The organism is Acinetobacter sp. YH12151, assembly GCF_013418355.1.
Taxonomy (GTDB): domain Bacteria; phylum Pseudomonadota; class Gammaproteobacteria; order Pseudomonadales; family Moraxellaceae; genus Acinetobacter; species Acinetobacter pseudolwoffii.
On record NZ_VPCG01000035.1, the window covers coordinates 1 to 16,803 of the forward strand.

At 35.8% G+C, this 16,803-nt stretch carries 17 protein-coding genes; 11 read left to right on the forward strand and 6 right to left on the reverse strand.

Annotation, left to right across the window (positions count from 1 at the left end; genetic code table 11):
* The first annotated feature begins 235 nt into the window (after nt 1-235).
* The 3 genes from FTU82_RS11980 (at nt 236) to FTU82_RS11990 (ending at nt 1,214) form a co-directional block, all read left to right on the forward strand.
* Nucleotides 236-532 (forward strand): BrnT family toxin, encoded by a 297-nt coding sequence (locus FTU82_RS11980; RefSeq protein WP_136144373.1) that lies wholly within the window; start codon nt 236-238, stop codon nt 530-532.
* Entirely contained in the window at nt 522-737 is a 216-nt protein-coding gene (locus FTU82_RS11985) for a hypothetical protein (protein WP_136144374.1), read from the forward strand. Before FTU82_RS11980 ends, FTU82_RS11985 begins: the two co-directional genes overlap by 11 nt.
* Nucleotides 738-869: 132 nt before the next feature.
* The gene (locus FTU82_RS11990; protein ID WP_180101366.1) at nt 870-1,214 is read left to right on the forward strand and encodes a hypothetical protein; all 345 of its coding nucleotides are present in this window, start codon (nt 870-872) and stop codon (nt 1,212-1,214) included.
* A 174-nt stretch (nt 1,215-1,388) separates the two neighbouring features.
* Here FTU82_RS11990 and FTU82_RS11995 read toward each other — a convergent pair whose 3' ends face one another.
* The gene (locus FTU82_RS11995; protein WP_136144375.1) at nt 1,389-1,898 is read right to left on the reverse strand and encodes a hypothetical protein; all 510 of its coding nucleotides are present in this window, start codon (nt 1,896-1,898) and stop codon (nt 1,389-1,391) included.
* Nucleotides 1,895-2,866, reverse strand: coding sequence for a MobQ family relaxase (mobQ, locus tag FTU82_RS12000; protein ID WP_136144376.1), 972 nt, complete (start codon nt 2,864-2,866; stop codon nt 1,895-1,897). The genes FTU82_RS11995 and mobQ overlap by 4 nt, the downstream gene beginning before the upstream one ends.
* 209 nt (nt 2,867-3,075) lie before the next feature.
* On the opposite strand from mobQ, the gene FTU82_RS12005 reads away from it, so the two are divergent.
* Nucleotides 3,076-3,342: a mobilization protein gene (locus tag FTU82_RS12005; RefSeq protein WP_180101367.1), complete on the forward strand. Its 267-nt coding sequence runs from the start codon at nt 3,076-3,078 to the stop codon at nt 3,340-3,342.
* On the opposite strand, the gene FTU82_RS12010 is transcribed toward FTU82_RS12005, so the two are convergent.
* Nucleotides 3,332-4,375, reverse strand: coding sequence for a replication initiation protein (locus FTU82_RS12010; RefSeq protein WP_162987723.1), 1,044 nt, complete (start codon nt 4,373-4,375; stop codon nt 3,332-3,334). The two genes, FTU82_RS12005 and FTU82_RS12010, sit on opposite strands and share 11 nt — an antisense overlap.
* A gap of 706 nt (nt 4,376-5,081) precedes the next feature.
* Nucleotides 5,082-5,510, reverse strand: a complete 429-nt coding sequence (locus FTU82_RS12015) for a hypothetical protein (protein ID WP_000877730.1) — start codon at nt 5,508-5,510, stop codon at nt 5,082-5,084.
* Nucleotides 5,511-6,240: 730 nt separating this feature from the next.
* Here FTU82_RS12015 and FTU82_RS12020 point away from each other — a divergent pair.
* Genes FTU82_RS12020 through FTU82_RS12035 form a run of 4 tightly spaced genes read left to right on the forward strand, consistent with a single transcriptional unit; the run spans nt 6,241 to nt 10,839 of the window.
* Nucleotides 6,241-6,705 carry a spore coat U domain-containing protein gene (locus FTU82_RS12020; protein WP_218947752.1) on the forward strand — a complete coding sequence of 155 codons (465 nt, stop codon included), beginning with the start codon at nt 6,241-6,243 and terminating at the stop codon, nt 6,703-6,705.
* Nucleotides 6,706-6,729: 24 nt separating this feature from the next.
* Nucleotides 6,730-7,479, forward strand: coding sequence for a molecular chaperone (locus FTU82_RS12025; protein WP_180101368.1), 750 nt, complete (start codon nt 6,730-6,732; stop codon nt 7,477-7,479).
* A 37-nt stretch (nt 7,480-7,516) separates the two neighbouring features.
* Nucleotides 7,517-9,862, forward strand: a complete 2,346-nt coding sequence (locus FTU82_RS12030; protein WP_180101369.1) for a fimbria/pilus outer membrane usher protein — start codon at nt 7,517-7,519, stop codon at nt 9,860-9,862.
* A complete protein-coding gene (locus tag FTU82_RS12035) occupies nt 9,853-10,839 on the forward strand; it encodes a spore coat U domain-containing protein (RefSeq protein ID WP_180075649.1) in 987 nt (328 codons plus the stop codon). The genes FTU82_RS12030 and FTU82_RS12035 overlap by 10 nt, the downstream gene beginning before the upstream one ends.
* A gap of 12 nt (nt 10,840-10,851) precedes the next feature.
* On the opposite strand, the gene FTU82_RS12040 is transcribed toward FTU82_RS12035, so the two are convergent.
* Nucleotides 10,852-11,322 (reverse strand): spore coat U domain-containing protein, encoded by a 471-nt coding sequence (locus FTU82_RS12040; protein ID WP_180075650.1) that lies wholly within the window; start codon nt 11,320-11,322, stop codon nt 10,852-10,854.
* Between the two features lie 258 nt (nt 11,323-11,580).
* Complete coding sequence (locus FTU82_RS12045; RefSeq protein WP_180101370.1) at nt 11,581-11,850, reverse strand: hypothetical protein; 270 nt, start codon at nt 11,848-11,850, stop codon at nt 11,581-11,583.
* A 2,648-nt stretch (nt 11,851-14,498) separates the two neighbouring features.
* Between FTU82_RS12045 and repM the strand changes: the two genes are divergently transcribed.
* The 3 genes from repM to FTU82_RS12060 all read left to right on the forward strand — a co-directional run bounded on the left by repM (nt 14,499) and on the right by FTU82_RS12060 (nt 16,797).
* Complete coding sequence (gene repM / locus FTU82_RS12050) at nt 14,499-15,440, forward strand: replication initiation protein RepM (protein WP_257221976.1); 942 nt, start codon at nt 14,499-14,501, stop codon at nt 15,438-15,440.
* A 63-nt stretch (nt 15,441-15,503) separates the two neighbouring features.
* On the forward strand, nt 15,504-16,052 hold the full coding sequence (locus FTU82_RS12055) for a plasmid replication DNA-binding protein (RefSeq protein ID WP_180101372.1): 549 nt from the start codon (nt 15,504-15,506) through the stop codon (nt 16,050-16,052).
* 217 nt (nt 16,053-16,269) lie between these two features.
* Nucleotides 16,270-16,797: a plasmid pRiA4b ORF-3 family protein gene (locus tag FTU82_RS12060; protein WP_000537572.1), complete on the forward strand. Its 528-nt coding sequence runs from the start codon at nt 16,270-16,272 to the stop codon at nt 16,795-16,797.
* The last annotated feature ends 6 nt before the right edge of the window (nt 16,798-16,803 follow it).

Genomic DNA, 16,803 nt, shown 5'->3' on the forward strand with positions numbered 1-16,803 from the left:
AGTAAGAGAGCTTTTACTATTTTTTCATTTGAGTATTTCACTAATTTAATTCTCTTATCTACTCAATAAATAATAATACTATAACGATTTTATTGGAGGTTTTTTGATTCTATTTAACATAATGGCGGTTATACGAAATTTGGATGTTAGAAACCATTTAAATTAATGAGTTATTGAATAAGTAAAACCCTCTAAGTAGACTTTTAGAGGTTGTAAATCTAGGAAAAAGCTAAAGATGCCGTTGATTGAGTATTACGGTCTGCTATTTGAATGGCACGATAAAAAAATGGAATTAGTCTATCGAGGGCGTGAAATTACTTTTGAAGAGGTATGTAGTGTTTTTCTTGATCCAGAGCTGATGTCCTTTGACGATCTTGGTCATTACGATGAGCAACGGCTAATATCAATCGGTCTGAGTAATCGTGGTAGACTACTAACAGTGGTTTGGGTTGAACGTGGTGATGTTGCAAGAATCATTACTGCCTTTGAGCCATCGCACAATCAAAAGCGGAGGTATAACCATGCAAAATGAATTAGAACGTTATAAAAATTTTGACCCTACCAATGCGCCAGTAGTAAAACCAAATTTTGTTAAAAAATTACAAGAACGCCATGCGATTGCTCAAGCAAAGGCTTTTGATGCGGATGTTGTAACTTGGCTAAGTTCTCAAGATAATGAAACAAAACAGCATATTAACGACATGGTGCGCCATATCATGGCGTTGAAACGTATTTAATTAAAATTTAGCTCGATGCTTTGCAATATGGCGTTAGCCATATTGCAAAGTCGAGCCACTTTGCGACTGTTTTTGTTTAATTAGTAATGAAAAATACCAAGCAAAGTACCGATTTCTAGTATGAGTTACTTTATGTTTAGGAAAATTATTTTAAGTTTGTGCTTAAGTTTACCTCATGTAACTTCAGCAGAAAATCTAGCATTAACTTCTAAAGAATTAATAGATTTAGAATTTAGAGAAAATTTAAATAAAAACTATTCGCTTGAGGAACTTACTTTAATACTTAATGAAAAATTGAAGGAAATATCAGTAATTTTTCCTGAAATACAGGGTGTTTTTGTAGATGAAAAAAATAGGGAAATTGTACTTGTTACTTTAAAAAGTGAGGACGATTTTATAAAACTTCAACAAGCTAAAAGTATATTAAATGCTCCAGTAAGATTAATGGTACTTTCAGCTCCATTTCTAGAACATTAAAAAATGTCTATACAAAAATTAAAGATAGAATCATTTTACATAGTAAGAAATCTCTATTTTTAGACATTTTGATTATGCTAAAGGAATAGCTATAGCCATATTTCAAAGTCGGGCAACTTTGCGCTTGCTGTAATCTGATTAGTAATAAGAAAAACCAAGCAAAGTATCGATCATCTAGTATTTTTTAGGGTCGATCTGACACCAGTCATAGGTTTTTTCTTTGACGTTATTTGGTTGGAATGAGTAACACGGCTTTTTCGTCATGATTCTGACGAGTGTTTCTCCATCATCAACTTTGATTTGAAGTGCATATTGTTCTAATGCTTTCTTATCTGCTCTGCGCTGTTGAATTTCATCAAGGCTTGGAACATACAAAAATATAGCCAAAAGCAATACGAGAACCAAAGCCACAAAAGTACTGGCAAAAAACAGGATAAATTTTGCATTTAGTTTAGCTGTAACTTGGTTTAAATGCTGAATACTGTTGTTCAATGCGCCTGTATGCTTCTTATTTGCGTTTTCTAGCGACTTTTCAGCCTTATTGAGTACTCCGCTAGCCACTTCGTTGTAAAACGTCTCTAATCGCTTGTTATCGTCTGCTATGGCTTCTCTGTATTCCTTCATAGATGCCAATAGAATATATAACTGATCGTCTAGGTCTAAATCATCATTTTGGTTACTCATCGTGACCATCCATCATTATCTAAATCTCGTGATGCCTTACGATTTGCTTGTTCGGCTCGTTGTTTATCTAATTCTTGCTGTCGCTTCATTTCCGCTTGGCGTTCCAGTTCTAGGCGTTTGCTTTCTTGGTTCTTCTGCCATTGCTCAAAACCTTGATCGACACGGTTTAAACCACGCTGTAAAACGCTCTCTTTCTGCTGTTTCTGTTGGTCAAGTTGTTGGGTGTTCTGCTGTTTCACATTGTCATTGAAACGGCTAATTTCAGTGTCTATGCCTTGTCTGCGTAATTGAGTGACTTTGGTGCCTTCATGGATGGTGGCTTGTAGTCCGTTGTTCTGATCGGCATAGCTGCGGTGATCTATTTTTTCTCGGTAGCCTGCACGTTCCAATGCTTTATTGGCTAAGTCTGCCCATGTTTCTCTAATTTGCTTAATGTCTTCTTGGGTTGTCCCCATACCAAGGCTTTTTCGTTTGGCATTGCTTAACTCAATATCGGTTTTAGTGGTTAGGGTAAGTTTCTTGTCCGTATCTAATTCTGCCTTTCGGGTGGTGAGCATGATATGGGCGTGATGGTTCTTATCATTACCGCCTTTGCTCGGTTCATGGATGGCTAAATCTGCAATCACGCCATAGCGATCAACTAAGGACCTGGCAAAGTCTTTTGCCAAGTCCTTACGTTGATCAGGGTCTAATTCATCAGGTAGGGCAATCACCCATTCTCTAGCCGTTCGGGCATCTTTACGGTTTTCGGTTTTTTCTGCCAAGTTCCAAAGTTCATTACGGTCAATTTCAATATCTAAATTAGAGATAATTTCAGAATGGGCTACACCGTCCTTTCTCGTAAAGTCATGCGTCAATCCTGTACGCTCATCTTTGAGTTTTTCCCCTGCACGATATGCAGAAGATGCAACCGCAGTTCGTCCCGAACTTCGGTTAACCGTTTTAGTCGAACAATGATAGATTGCCATGCAGTCGCCTTGAGATGCTTTTTCTTTTAAAAAATTGCGTAGCAGTTTTTTGGGGTTAAGGGGAATCCCCTTACGCAAACTTTGACTTGGATTAAATCCAAGTCGTAAGTGCGCATTTCATGAAAAACACGATAGCATATAGCTCGCTTGAACTCTAGTTCATAGAGCCTTATGCTTGAGTGGTTTTCTATATCCCGAAATTAACCGTTATGACAAAATCAACTGAAAATATTGAAAAGAAAATTGAAGCCCAGTTGGATAAGCTGAAACAGTTAAAAGCTCAGAAACAGGCTATTGAAGCAAGAGAACGTACTAAGCAAAAGGAACAGCAACGAAAAGATGATACTCGGCGTAAAATCCTGCTCGGTTCTTATTTGATTAAAAAAATGCAGAATGAAGCCAATAAAGAAAAAATATTGGCTGAACTGAATGAATATTTAACAGAAGATCGAGATCGAAAACTGTTTAATCTTTAAAATCTGTTTCTGTCCGTAAAGCTTTAAATATACGTTTTGCATGTATGGGATTTGCCGATTCAGGGTCTCTTAATATTTTACCAATCCAATTTGCAAAGGTTGGATAGTCTGGAAAGTTACTGAGGTCTGAAATACTACCTAATTTGCACAAAATCATACTGTATTTGGCAATTTGGGCATCAGTTATATTGGCAAAGATGTCGACTGTGTTGGGGTCACGATTTGGCTTGGATTCTTCTTTTGTCTTTTCAGTCTTTAATTTTTTGATAAGTATCTGAAAATGGGTAATGGTGCGTCCTATTTTCTCCTGATTTAAACTAATACGAAAATCGCCCTGTGCATTGACTTCTGCAATGGCGGGCAAAAGCACCCATCTTTTAAATTCTGCTGTTCTAGGGTATTTGTCGACAACGCCAAAAAATTCTTTCCATTCATCAATATACATAAGTTTAGTTTTACCTAAATCTTTCCATTTACAAACCATTTCATAGAGCCGTTTACCGCCAAATGTCGTCATTTCAATCGTGTTTGTGAAGTTGTAAGTTGTGTAAGCATCACCTGTTTTATCAATTAAAAAACGAATCGGGTCGGTAAAAAGCAGGTAAATAAATCCGTTGGATTCCATATAACCGACACTTTGTAGCCAGTTATGTTTTGTCGGTACTGTTTCATAACGTCCATGTTTAGGGGGAACAACGCAAACGGCATTAGGTTCTTTGTTTTGTTTTTTATCCAAGTCAATGTATAGCGGAAATTTTAAATGCCGTTCCATTAGTTTATCGGCTGTGGCTTTTAACTGCTGATAGGCGTGACTATCTGAAATTTTGTTAGCTACTGCAAATTCTTGAGCAGTAATAAACACCTCATGATTGCCCGTAGCTTGCTTGTGTAGTTTATTTATTGCAAGTGTCATTAAATCATGTTCAGCAAGTGTTAAATCAAATCCTGCTTCAATGAGTGTATTTGATTTAGATATGGAAATGTCTTTGGTTTTTTCAGTGTAAAAAATCGGATTCGATACAAACTCACTCATAACCATCTCTAGTTTTATTGGTGTAGATAAAACTTACCACTACATTAATGTAGTGTAAATAGATTTCTACACTTTAAACGTGGGGTCTCTACACTTTAAACGTGGGGTCTCTACACTTTAAACGTGGGGTCTCTACACTTTAAACGTGGGGTCTCTACACTTATAGAGCTTGAAAGCCTTATAGCACAAGGGCTGGAGAGGAGCTATAATTCTTATAATTCTTATAATTCTTATAAAAGGAAAAAATCAAAAATCAAAGGCTATGGCACTCGCTTTGCTCGTGTCGTTTCAAAAGCAAAGTCAAAAGCATTAATAATGTATTCGCTACGCTCATACTTTTTGAAAAGCAAAAGCTCCAAAGTTCGCACCCATTCGGGATGCTCTGTACCTACCGTTTAAAATCGAAAGGGAGCTTGTAATCAGAGAAAAGGCGAGGGTGAAATTTTGATGATGCTCAATCGCTCGTAGACACTCGCTCGGTTCTTATTATCTAGGTTTTAATTATTTACTGGAGCTAATCAAAGTTGTGAAACATTGCTTAAATAATAGGCGTGGAACGTGAAAAATCATAAAAAAAGCCCGAATAGGGATGTTCGGGCTATAAAATAGAAACTACAGCATTGATTTCTATAGATAATTATAACGCATTTCGTATAAGGTGTATTATGTTAATTTTAGGGAAATTTAAGAATCTCTATGCAATGGTTTATTCAATATTCTTTGATTTCTTATCTTTTAGGTTAATCAGAAATAGCCAATAACATAAGCCAGGAAATAGAGCCATAAAGATAGTCCATGTATCTGTATACATCTTCCACCACTCTTTCGAAATTTCTCCTGTGTGACTCCATCCAAAAAGAATAAAAAATGGAGTAGCAATAATTATAGAGGCAATACAGATAGTTAATAAATTAAGACTGTTATAACGATTTAAAAGAATTGAGAATATGAAGCTGAAAGGTACAGTCAAAATACAATAAGCCAAGTAGACAAGACCGTGCCCTACAAGAACAACTAAAATCGAGTATAGGCTGTATTCCTGATTCATTACGATAAACAGGACTGCTGTGAAAAAAAGTAGTGGTAAAGGAGAAAGTAAGAGAGCTTTTACTATTTTTTCATTTGAGTATTTCACTAATTTAATTCTCTTATCTACTCAATAAATAATAATACTATAACGATTTTATTGGAGGTTTTTTGATTCTATTTAACATAATGGCGATTATACGAAGTACACCTGTATATTAATATAAATATCAACAACTTAAAAATTTAGCACTGATCACAAAACGCACAAAAATTGGCTTTTGTAATAAGTTGGTGAGTTTTTAAGCAAATCTGTAACATTTCGCCAGTAAATTTGATTAAAAAACGATCGATTTAGCAATCAGCGCCCATTTCATCGGCTTCTAGGATCCGAAACTATCCCCAATTGCTGTGGATAAAATTTAGGCTATTTTGTACGCTTTGGCTCACATAAAACTCGGCCCTTTGCGGCTATCCAGGATAGGTGAATTTTCCTATGATGAAGTCATAGAGAACAGGATGTTCCAAACAACAAGAATAAGAAAGATCGCACCAGGAGCGTGAGGTAAGACAGGAGTCATACCTAGCAACCCAATATGAGAAACCCCGGCAGGATGCTGGGGTTTTTTATTATTTAGATTTCTTAAATCAGCGTCGGGTGTGCCGTCCAGGATACGAATTAAAGTCGCTTAAAATAACGTCAATAAATATTGAAAAAGTCATAAAATGTGATATGTTTCACACTCTATTTTTTAGTAGTAAAATTTTTTTATGAAACTATTAAAAATAACAGCAAGTTTTTAAAAAAACCATCTGTTTCATTATTAATAGGCCCTTATATGAAAAACTTTATCACTACAGCATTATTGCTTTCTTCTGGCGTATTTATAGTAGGACAAACAAACGCTTCTACTGCTTCTAATACTTTTGAAGTTAAAATTGAAGTTGTATCAACATGTACGATCAGTACTACAGATATCGATTTCGGTACAGTATATAGTGGTGAGGCAGGAGGAAATAAAACAGGTACTTTAAATGTAAAATGTACTAGTCAAACACCATACAAAGTTGGTTTATCTGGTAGTGGTAAAATGACCAATACAGATGACTCTACGTCTAGTATTGATTATAAATTATTTCAAGCATCTACTGATGAGACAGCGTGGGACAACAAAGATAATCTATATTCTGCAACTGGTTCAGGTGAGGTACAGAATATTCCTGTAGTTGCTAAATTATTTGGCTCTACAAATGTACGCGCTGGTAACTATGCTGATACCGTCACCGCTACAGTAACTTATTAATTTTTATTATCGTAAAGAGTCCACATGAAAAAGCCAGCCAAATTCTCTCATGTGTTCCACATTTGTGGTACAGGAATCTTGGCAGCTAGTATTTTTATAACACAGGCGCATGCTGCGAGTTTGCAAGTTGCGCCTATTTTATTAGAATTCTCACAACAAGAAAAAGTCAAAGAACTTTGGTTGACCAATACAGGTAATGAGAGTATTCGTGCACAAGTACGAGTGAACGCTTGGACACAAAGCAATCAACAAGATATTTTAACAAACTCTAAAGATTTAATTGCTAGTCCTATGGTCATTAGCATTCCTGCCGGACAACGGCAATTGGTTCGATTGATCCGCAATACTCAAATAGCAAATACGACTGAACAAGCTTATCGCCTCATCGTGGATGAATTACCTAACTCCCAGACTGATGTACAAAGTGGTCTACAATTGTTACTCAAATATTCCATTCCTGTTTTTTTAAAAGTATCGGACAGTAGTGATACAGATCAAGGCATAACATCCCTGCAAGGTATGAGCTTTAAATATAATACGCAAACACTAACAATCAACAATCAGTCTAGTCATTATAAGCGCTTTAGTCAGTTTTCCTACATGGATGCGCAAGGTAAAAAAATACCAATTCAAATGGGATTGATGGGTTATGTACTTAGTGGGAAAAGCATGCAATGGAAAATTCCAAATAATATAAATGTTACGCGTGGTGGAAAGTTTATAGCTGTAGTTAATATGGATCTTCGTGAACAAACTCTACCATTATCTCCCTAATACAAAATAAGCTTTAGGGATAGGGAGTTTCTGATCATTGAATGTTCGAGCAAGCAATTTTATACTTGCAGGAATGATGCTGGTCACAGCACCGACAACATTTGCAGAACAATACTCATCCAATATAGCCAGTGCGATTCAACAGGAATTGTATTTGGATGTAGAAGTAAATCAGTCTACACAGATTCAAATTGGTCATTTTTTACAACAAGATCAGCAACTCTATATTGATGTAGCTTCCTTAAAAAATTTCGCCATTACTACCGAGATAGAACCAATCATAATTGATCAGGTATCCTATATCGCACTTGATCAGATTGAAGGGCTAAGCTATAAATATGACGACCTCAATCAAAAAATCTCAATCCAAGTACCTATTACACTGTTAAGCAGTCAACATCAATATGGCTATCAGCATCTGCCTGCTGCAAAAGTTAATCCATTGCATGAAAAAACAGGTGTCTTACTCAATTACACTGCTTTTGCTCAGCAGTATGAGAATATATTTTCTTTAAATGGTTGGAATGAATTTCGTGTTTTTGGGCTATTTGGTGGGGTATTCAGCCTTTCTGGTAACTACCAATATCAAGATAATGCCTTTATAAATCATCATATACTGGATACATATTGGGAAAAAGATATCCCAGAAAAATTGCTTAGACTACGTTTAGGTGATGCACAAAGTAATGCACTATCATGGACACGCTCTACTCGATTGAGTGGTCTTAGCTTATCGAAAAATTTCGCTTTACAACCCTATACCGTGACGACTCCCTTAATGAGTTTTAAAGGTCAGGTAGCATTGCCTTCACAAGTAGATTTAATAATTAATGGTATTAAGCAGGCTTCTCAAGATGTCGTACCAGGACAATTTGATATTCAATCAGTCCCCAGTATTACAGGTGCAGGCAATGCACAAATGGTCATTACAGATATTAATGGTCAACAGCAAGTGCTGAATATTCCATTATATGGTACGAATAATCTACTCGCAAAAAGCTTAAATGACTGGTCTTTTAATGTAGGTTATCCAAAGTTAAATTATGGCTTATCTTCATTTGATTATGCACAAGATCCTGCATTTAGTGGAAGCTATCGTTATGGAATATCAAATAAACTTACTCTGGAAACACATACTGAATTGACCGATCAATTGCAACAGGTAGGACTAGGCACACTTTATCAATTAGGCAAACGTGCAGGCCAGCTTAATCTCTCTTATGCTTATAGTCGTACACCTGAGCAACATGGACAATTATTAGGCCTAGGTTATAGTTGGAACTCTACATTAATAAGTTTAAATTATAATGGGCTACGACAGTTTGGTGAGTTTAATGATATTGCTAGCTTGAATGATACGGCATTTGCCAGTAGGTCAGACCAATTTTATATAGGTTTTAATACTAAAATTGGTCAGTTGGGAAGTAGCTATATCCAGCAAAAATATACGGAGCAAGAGAGTAAGTTTGTATTGCTAAACTGGTCTTATATCTTGCCGCAACGTATGAACCTAAATTTAGGTTATACGCATGATTTAATTAATAAGAAAGATAGTTATTATCTATCACTTAATATCCCTTGGGTGCAACGTAACTCAGCCACAGCATCAATACAGCGTAGTCATGATAACAAACAGTTTGGTGTGAATATAATGCATACGCTAAATCAAGATCAGGGAGGGATGGGATGGCAAGCCATGGCCAATCGTACAGATCAATACTCACAGTTTCAGGGGCAGATCGACTATCTCGGTCGCTATGGGTTAGCACAATTAAATGTGCAACATACAGCATCAGACCAACAAAATAATACCAGTGCATTTGCCTCAGTCAACGGAGGGTTAGTTATTCTAAAAGACGTGATACTACCCACGCGTTTGAGTAACGGTTCATTTGCTATTGTCTCAACAGATAATATTGCTAGCGTACCGGTGCGTATGGAGAATCGTTTGATTGGTAAAACTAATCAGAAAGGATATTTGCTATTGGATCGTCTAAATCCATATCAGCATAATAGTGTAGCAGTTGATACCCTGAACCTATCCATAAATTTAAAAATAGAAACAACACAGCAAGATGTTGTACCTCGTCAGGCAAGTGGTGTATTCGTTCGTTTTCCAATGTATCAAGTGAAATCCGTTCAATTACAGGCAGTCGATGATCAGGGAGAGAATCTAGCAGTGGGTAAATCTGTTTGGGATATTCAACCATCAATACAGCAGCCTCCTAAAACCATTGTAGCTCATGATGGTATTGTATATTTAGATGATGTGAAAAATAATAAATTATATATTGGCGATGAGCTTAAGCAATGCCAAGTGAATCTTCCTGAAGTTTCCACTCTTGAAGGTTTTAGCGATTTAGGAAGGGTGGTATGTCAATAACTCATCAATTTAACCGAATCAAAGCTTATGGCCTCATCAAGCGTTTAGCTTGTATGAGCTTATTGTTTTTAGCTTATAGCATATGCTCTTCATCTGCTTATGCAGAGAGTTGCTGGGTAAGTGGAGGTAATTTAAGCCTAGGCACAGCGAACATTCAAGGCTCGATGACAGCTTCTACGGATATTACCGTAACATGTAATTCAAACTGGAGTCAGCCCGTGACATATAAGATATGTATGGTAGTTGATAGTATAGATCCAGCGGCTAAAGATCCTCGCACAATGATTAACTATGATAACTATCCTGCTTCCTTATTAAATTATAACTTATATTATGATGTCGCACGAACACGCAAGATACCAAACTCAGACGCTAAAAATACAGCTCAGTGCCAGTCTGTTCAAGTAGGTGCTAATACAGGAAGTCCGAGTACATTAGTCAAAATGTATGGTCAAGTTCTTGCAGGACAAAATGTACCTGCTGGCTCCTATAAAACCAATAGTACTTCCATAAAGCTATACTATGCTTATCGCTATGGCTTAGAAGTACCTTCAGATTTAGAAGCTCTAGCTAGTCAAAATAGCTCAACTAACAATATAGTCGTCAATTCTAACTATGAAAATAGCTGTTTGATTTTATCTGCATCAGATATAGATTTTGGTTCAGTGGAGCTATTGAATAATACTTTATATCGTTCAGGGACTATTCAATTAGCATGTCCAATGGGTACCAATATGAAGGTAAGTTTAAATAATGGTCTAAATCCATTGGGCTCACAAAGACGTATGAAAAATTCTTTAGGAAGTTATATTCAATACAGTTTATATCAGGATCCAAGTCACTCGAACATTTGGCAGGCGGATACTTCATATTCTATAACCCACCAGACTATCCCTGTTTATGCGATGCTCCCATCGCAAAGCATTAGCAGTATAGGGAAATATTCCGATACCATTACTGTGACTTTAACTTATTAGAAAACTCTATATTTAATAGGTAATCGTAGCAGTAACTGTATCTATATATTGACCGGCAGGAACGTTAGTATCAGGCACTTTCCCCCAAATGGTAATATTTTGAGTTTGTCCTGTACCGTGTTGTGAAAAAAGATTTTCAGAGCTGTTTCCCCATTCTTTGCTCATAGATGCATCTTGATAAAGTCGATATGAAAGCTTCAAGGAAGCATCCTGAGTATTCTTTAGTGTGCCATCACTATTTAGTGAAATATTATAAGGCGTACCATTAGTACACGAGACATTTAAACTTCCCGTTGCCTGGATATTTTGGGTATTACGAGAAATTGTACCAAAATCTATATTAGAAGTAGAACCTGTGCCGATATCACAAATTTCATTGACTTTCATTTTGACCTGAAACTGTGTGGACTGCCGGTCACTCATGGTATAAGCAGAGACTGAAACTACAGCTAGAATTACAAATGAATATTTAAAAATTTTCATTGAATGTGCCTATATCCAATATAGATAATTATATTAATCTGAATTGTAGAGAGTAAAAAGGTAACTATTTAAAGTAATAGTCTGGATTACGCACTAAATTTCATGATTCTAATCATATTATTCGATTTTACTCAACTATGCTGCCATCTAGTAAACAATTCAAAAATAAAAGGGCAAACAGGCTAGATTTAACATAAAACCTCTTATACGAAATTGAACAGAGACTAGATATCTAATCTCTGAACATGTCTTATTTTATTACCATCTTCCCAGGCGAAACCCGAATTTTTCTTCAAATTCGTCACTTATTCTCTTTCTATCTAATTTGATTTCTTCATGCTGATTTTTTAAAAATGTGATTTGTTCATCTCGTGTGAGATTATTTTCTTTAAAAAATTGCATTGTTAGTCGATCTGCTAACAGTAATAAATCATTTTCATAGCTTCTTTCGCATCTCATTGACTCTTCATATTCGTCTAGTTCAGCTATGTCATTTAGTTCAAGTTCTTCATCTGTAAATTCGTGCATCGCTTATCTCCAAAAAAACAACAATCTAACAGCTCAAAAACTCAATGTAAACTGTTGATTATAAAGAATTTAATGTTTAAGAAACTATTGGGTTTTAACATAATAAAATGTTAAAAAAAGACTTTTATTTTTAGATATTGAATCATTAAGAAAATGATCCATGCTCTTTATATATTTGAAAATAAAGAAATAAAAAACAATTGTTTATTTTTCATACAATTTCAATTTTTAACTTGTTGTTTTTTATACATTAAAAAAATCTTTGCCATAACTATAAAAGTACCCCTTTGAAACATATATTTTTTATTGACTATTTTTGAGTAAATTTCATTCTAACTAGCTGTTTAATGGCAGAAATATAAATAAGAGTTCCTGCGCTAGGCGGACGCGTAAACATTTGAAAATTTGCCAGCTCTTAAAAATCCTGAAATGATGGTTTTGCCAAAATATGAAATGAGCTTTCCTGTGTTTCCGTGCAGTGAGCGAAACTTTCTAAGCTTTGTTTTTCCTTGGTCCGTGTGCATGAAACAGCCATTTCATGCTAAAGACCGTGTAGCTGCATACGTGAGAAATCTAGTTGGTGCGGCTGCGAAGGGCACTGGACAGTGAGATTCTGTTCTTTGACCCAATCCAAGATGTCTATGAAATGACATTGAGAAACAAAAAACAGTTGGGCGACACTGAAACGGGAATCGTGGTGACACGATCAAACCCTGCTTAACAGAGAGTGTGAGTATCTTCACGGATTGATAGATGCGTTAGTAACACACGTTTACCGCTTCAATTCCTTAACAGGGCGGTATGCGTTGCGCACAGGTGGGCTTATGAGAGTATCGCGAGGTACTAGGGGCACGAGGAGAAATCTGGACTGCTCGGTACTCAATGATTAACCGGATTGATTTGTCGTGATGACATATTCGATTAGTTGTTGAGATCTATGGATAGCTCAAGCCTGTAACGGTGACACTAAGGAGATCCAAGAAATTGGTTCAAGCATGTTGCTTTGCGTAGGTTAAGTGCTTTACCCGTAATGAAATTTAATATCGGTTAATAATGAGGGTTTTCGGAACTCTTACCTCAAAAAAAGGGAATAGCTGATATCAGGTGGAACGGATAAGCGTACTGACCGTCTGTTTCTGTTGAAATAGACAAAGACTGTTAACGCTAAAGTGGGAATCTCTCAAGTCGATAATTATACAAGGTGGCTCCTTGATATAGGCTTTTAGAACCGAAAACACTCCGCGAGGGTGCTATAAGGTTTTATTAATGAGAGAGGGAGAGTTGCTGATTAGATTTATTTCGGATTTATTCGGATTAATTAGGTCACTTCGAGCGAATAAAAACGTGAGGGGTGGGTGAACGAAAGGCAATACGGTGCATAACCGGACTGAGAAAACAAAGTTTATCAGGCGAGAGGTGTGGCAACCTCAGCCGCTATGAAATGCGGCAAATCTGTTTGGCACGGAAGAAAGTGAATATACGTTAAACATCCTGATGTAGCGGTCGGATGAATAATATTTCATGATTAATCATTAAGAAAAAATGCGGTGGTTCCGTTAAAGTTTGCGCTTTGAAATAACCTAGTTGTTCCAGAAATGGATCTGCTGTTGACTGATTTTTGCGATGATGCAGCCGCAAGGCTCTAGTGGGATGATGTTATATGAAATCGTGGCCATAGAACTAAAACATGGTTGAAGTGTGTATTTTGTGATGTGTAGAAGTCATGGCCAGCTTAGTCATGATGGAGGATCCATTAGAGTCGCTTCCACTACAGTGAAAATGTCGTAAGTTGATAACTGCGAGTTCGTTCTAGTCGCGAACTTAATAAATGATTAGCGCTGAACTTGCGAAAGTTTCGTGAATTTGAACACGTCAAATCAAAAAAACAAGGCAGCCTCCTTAGGGGCTGCCTTACTTATCATTAAAAGCCCCTCATTTGCGTTTTAAGCACTTTTTTCAAATTAATGTAGGATTCTTTGTAATTAGTGAAAAAATCGTGCATACCCCCTATTTTTTGCGTCTAATCGCATATTTAGAGCGAGTGTCTACGAGCGAACATTGAAAAGTCGCGCCTAGACTTCCTGAAAAACAATTTTTTACTTTGAAAATTTCAAAAATAGTAAATCACTTGCAGAAAAGTCATATCTAGACCGAGCGAAGCGAGCAAAAAAACTCATGAGCGAAGCGAATTCCGAGTTGCTTTTACTTTTTATTTAAGTCACAACGAGATTAGCCAAAAATTCCCCCTAGAATCGAGCGAAAGCGAGATTCAATAGAGTTTGAGCGTAGCGAAAACATAGGGGCAATTTTTCAGTCCTTTGTTTTTTAATTATTTTAAATACTTTTAAATACTTTTATACTCGAATTAAATGTTATTAATCAAATACTTACATGTTAATTAAAATAGGTTTATGCAGCAATTAAAATAGGTTTATGCAGCAATTAAAATAGGTTTATGCAGCAATTAAAATAGGTTTATGCAGCAATTAACTAGGTTTGATTAAAACCTAGTTTAAATAGGTTTTATATATTGCTATTCAAAATAAATGAGGGTAAATTATGTCCATAAATATATTAGAGTTTTTAAAGCTATCGCTTTAAAAAATGGGCTAATCCATGATTAGATTTAACTTGCCTATGGATAAAAAATGAAAAAATCTATTAATAAAGGTTATCCAATGGGCGATTTAGTTGTTAAATCAAATGATTTGATCAATGCATCTTATAATTTAGGTGTTGTTGAACAAAGGTTATTACTTCTATGCATTATTGCTGCACGAAAAAAGAAAGCAGAACTATCTCCATCTGATGTGTTCTATATACATGCTTCTGAATACATCCAACAATTTAATGTAGATCGTAGTGTGGCATATCGCGCATTGGCTGAAGGTATCAAAGGAATTTATGATTCTGAAATTAAATTAACTTCTCCTAACTCAAAAAAGAGAATTAACATTAGATGGTGCTGGAAAGCTGAGTATGATGAAGATAATGCATCAGTCGGAATAGCGTTTACAGAGGATGTAATTCCTCTAATTTCAGCACTAGAACAACGGTTCACATCATATGATATAGATCAAATCGCTAAATTAACGAGTAAATACGCAATCCGTTTATACGAACTTATCATTTCGTGGCGTTTGACCAATAGAACTCCAATCTATGAACTAGACGATTTCAGAAATAAACTTGGATTAGGTGTTACCGAATACAAGACGATGAGTAACTTTAATACGAATGTATTAAATATCGCTATTCAGCAAATTAACAAATTTACAGATATCAAAGTTAAAGTTAATAAGCATAAAAAAGGAGTGAAAATTTCAGGATTTTCATTTGAAATAACTCAAAGAAAAGCTAAGCAACCAAATAATTTATCTCAAGATAATACAGATAAGTTCTACAAGCTTACAGATTCCCAAATAAATATGTTTGGTAATCAATTATCTCGACTGCCTGAACTTTCTAATTTAGCTGTAGAGGGCGAAAGCTATGAGGCCCTTGCTGTAAAGATAAAGAAAATGCTTAGAGACCCAGAGCAGCAACGGCAATTTTTACCAAATCTAAGAAACTTAGGCTTCAAACCTTGAGTGTATTGGAGAATACACTTATTGTATCCTCCAATACGTATCGTAAATACACAGTAATACACTATGAAAACAAATACAAAATACAGTGTTAGTGATGCTGCAACGCTGTATAAAAAATCTAGAGCTACTCTCTATAAAGACATAAAAAATGGGGCATTAAGCCGTGATCATGATGGCTTTATAGACTTTTCTGAGTTATTGCGCGTATATGGTGAACCGTTTTCAGGAAAACAGTCAAAACGTATTGATACGTCTCCAATACAGAACGTCGATACACCTGAATACACTGATAAAACAGTAGTAGAGTTAAAAAATCAGATCGATTTTTTGAAGAAACAATTAGAAAAAGCAGAAGATCGGGAAGCTAAAGCAAATTCTCGGATTGATACATTACTTACACTCATTGAAATGAAGCCGTCTCAGGTTCATCAGACTCAATATCAAGATCCATCAGAACCTAGCACGACTCCACCCCCCCAAAAATCAAATGCAGACGAATCTAAACATGACGGATTGACTACTGAAAACAAACGAATTCCAGTTCCAGAGCATATTGAGCCAGAACCGGAAAAAAGAGGCTTCTGGAGCCGCTTCTTTAAACCGTATGGCTGATCTGATTGTTCACCTGGGCTTATTAGAATCGTGGAACATTGCTGATTTATTGATCGTGGAACATGAATAATCAATAAAAAAGCCCACCTTGGGGGAGATGGGCTATCAAGTATTCACTATATCATTGAAATGTAAGACAAATATCTAAGCATTTCGTATAAGGTGTATTATGTTAATTTTAGATTTACTAAAACTATTTTTTGAGAACTAGGCTGTTATGGGAACTGTAAAGCTCAAATCTTCTGATGAAGTTTTTCAATTAAAAATTAGTCTGCTAGGTAGTGATCCTGAAATCTGGAGAACTATTCAAATTTCATCGGCAGCTACTTTATCTAGGCTCCATAAGGCAATTCAATCTGCTTTTGATTGGGAAGATAGCCATTTACATGAATTCACGACTATTAAGCATGAAAAGATCAATAAAAGACAAAAATTGAAAGAAGTTCTACGTGTAGGTAAAAAAATTATATATACATATGATTTTGGCGATTGTTGGGAACATTTGATTACTGTAGAAAGCAGACAATCTCCTGATTTAAATAAAAAATATCCATGTTGTATAGATGGTCAAAATCATGCTCCATTTGAAGATATTGGAGGAATTTTTGGATATCTTGATATTTTAGATGCATTACAAGACCCCAAACATCCAAGATATGACGATTACATGCAAATTATCGAGGATGAAATAGGAGAGATAGAGTTTGATCCGACCTACTTTAATTCACATGATATTAAGTTTTAAACCTGA

What these genes read in the sequence shown, in the direction of transcription:
- repM (WP_257221976.1), top strand. Translation starts at nt 14,499, where the DNA reads ATGAAAAAATCTATTAATAAAGGTTATCCAATGGGCGATTTAGTTGTT.
- FTU82_RS12035 (WP_180075649.1), top strand. Translation starts at nt 9,853, where the DNA reads ATGTCAATAACTCATCAATTTAACCGAATCAAAGCTTATGGCCTCATC.
- FTU82_RS11995 (WP_136144375.1), bottom strand. Translation starts at nt 1,898, where the DNA reads ATGAGTAACCAAAATGATGATTTAGACCTAGACGATCAGTTATATATT.
- FTU82_RS12005 (WP_180101367.1), top strand. Translation starts at nt 3,076, where the DNA reads ATGACAAAATCAACTGAAAATATTGAAAAGAAAATTGAAGCCCAGTTG.
- FTU82_RS12055 (WP_180101372.1), top strand. Translation starts at nt 15,504, where the DNA reads ATGAAAACAAATACAAAATACAGTGTTAGTGATGCTGCAACGCTGTAT.
- FTU82_RS12060 (WP_000537572.1), top strand. Translation starts at nt 16,270, where the DNA reads ATGGGAACTGTAAAGCTCAAATCTTCTGATGAAGTTTTTCAATTAAAA.
- FTU82_RS12020 (WP_218947752.1), top strand. Translation starts at nt 6,241, where the DNA reads ATGAAAAACTTTATCACTACAGCATTATTGCTTTCTTCTGGCGTATTT.
- mobQ (WP_136144376.1), bottom strand. Translation starts at nt 2,866, where the DNA reads ATGGCAATCTATCATTGTTCGACTAAAACGGTTAACCGAAGTTCGGGA.
- FTU82_RS12045 (WP_180101370.1), bottom strand. Translation starts at nt 11,850, where the DNA reads ATGCACGAATTTACAGATGAAGAACTTGAACTAAATGACATAGCTGAA.
- FTU82_RS11980 (WP_136144373.1), top strand. Translation starts at nt 236, where the DNA reads ATGCCGTTGATTGAGTATTACGGTCTGCTATTTGAATGGCACGATAAA.
- FTU82_RS12040 (WP_180075650.1), bottom strand. Translation starts at nt 11,322, where the DNA reads ATGAAAATTTTTAAATATTCATTTGTAATTCTAGCTGTAGTTTCAGTC.
- FTU82_RS12025 (WP_180101368.1), top strand. Translation starts at nt 6,730, where the DNA reads ATGAAAAAGCCAGCCAAATTCTCTCATGTGTTCCACATTTGTGGTACA.
- FTU82_RS11990 (WP_180101366.1), top strand. Translation starts at nt 870, where the DNA reads ATGTTTAGGAAAATTATTTTAAGTTTGTGCTTAAGTTTACCTCATGTA.
- FTU82_RS12010 (WP_162987723.1), bottom strand. Translation starts at nt 4,375, where the DNA reads ATGAGTGAGTTTGTATCGAATCCGATTTTTTACACTGAAAAAACCAAA.
- FTU82_RS11985 (WP_136144374.1), top strand. Translation starts at nt 522, where the DNA reads ATGCAAAATGAATTAGAACGTTATAAAAATTTTGACCCTACCAATGCG.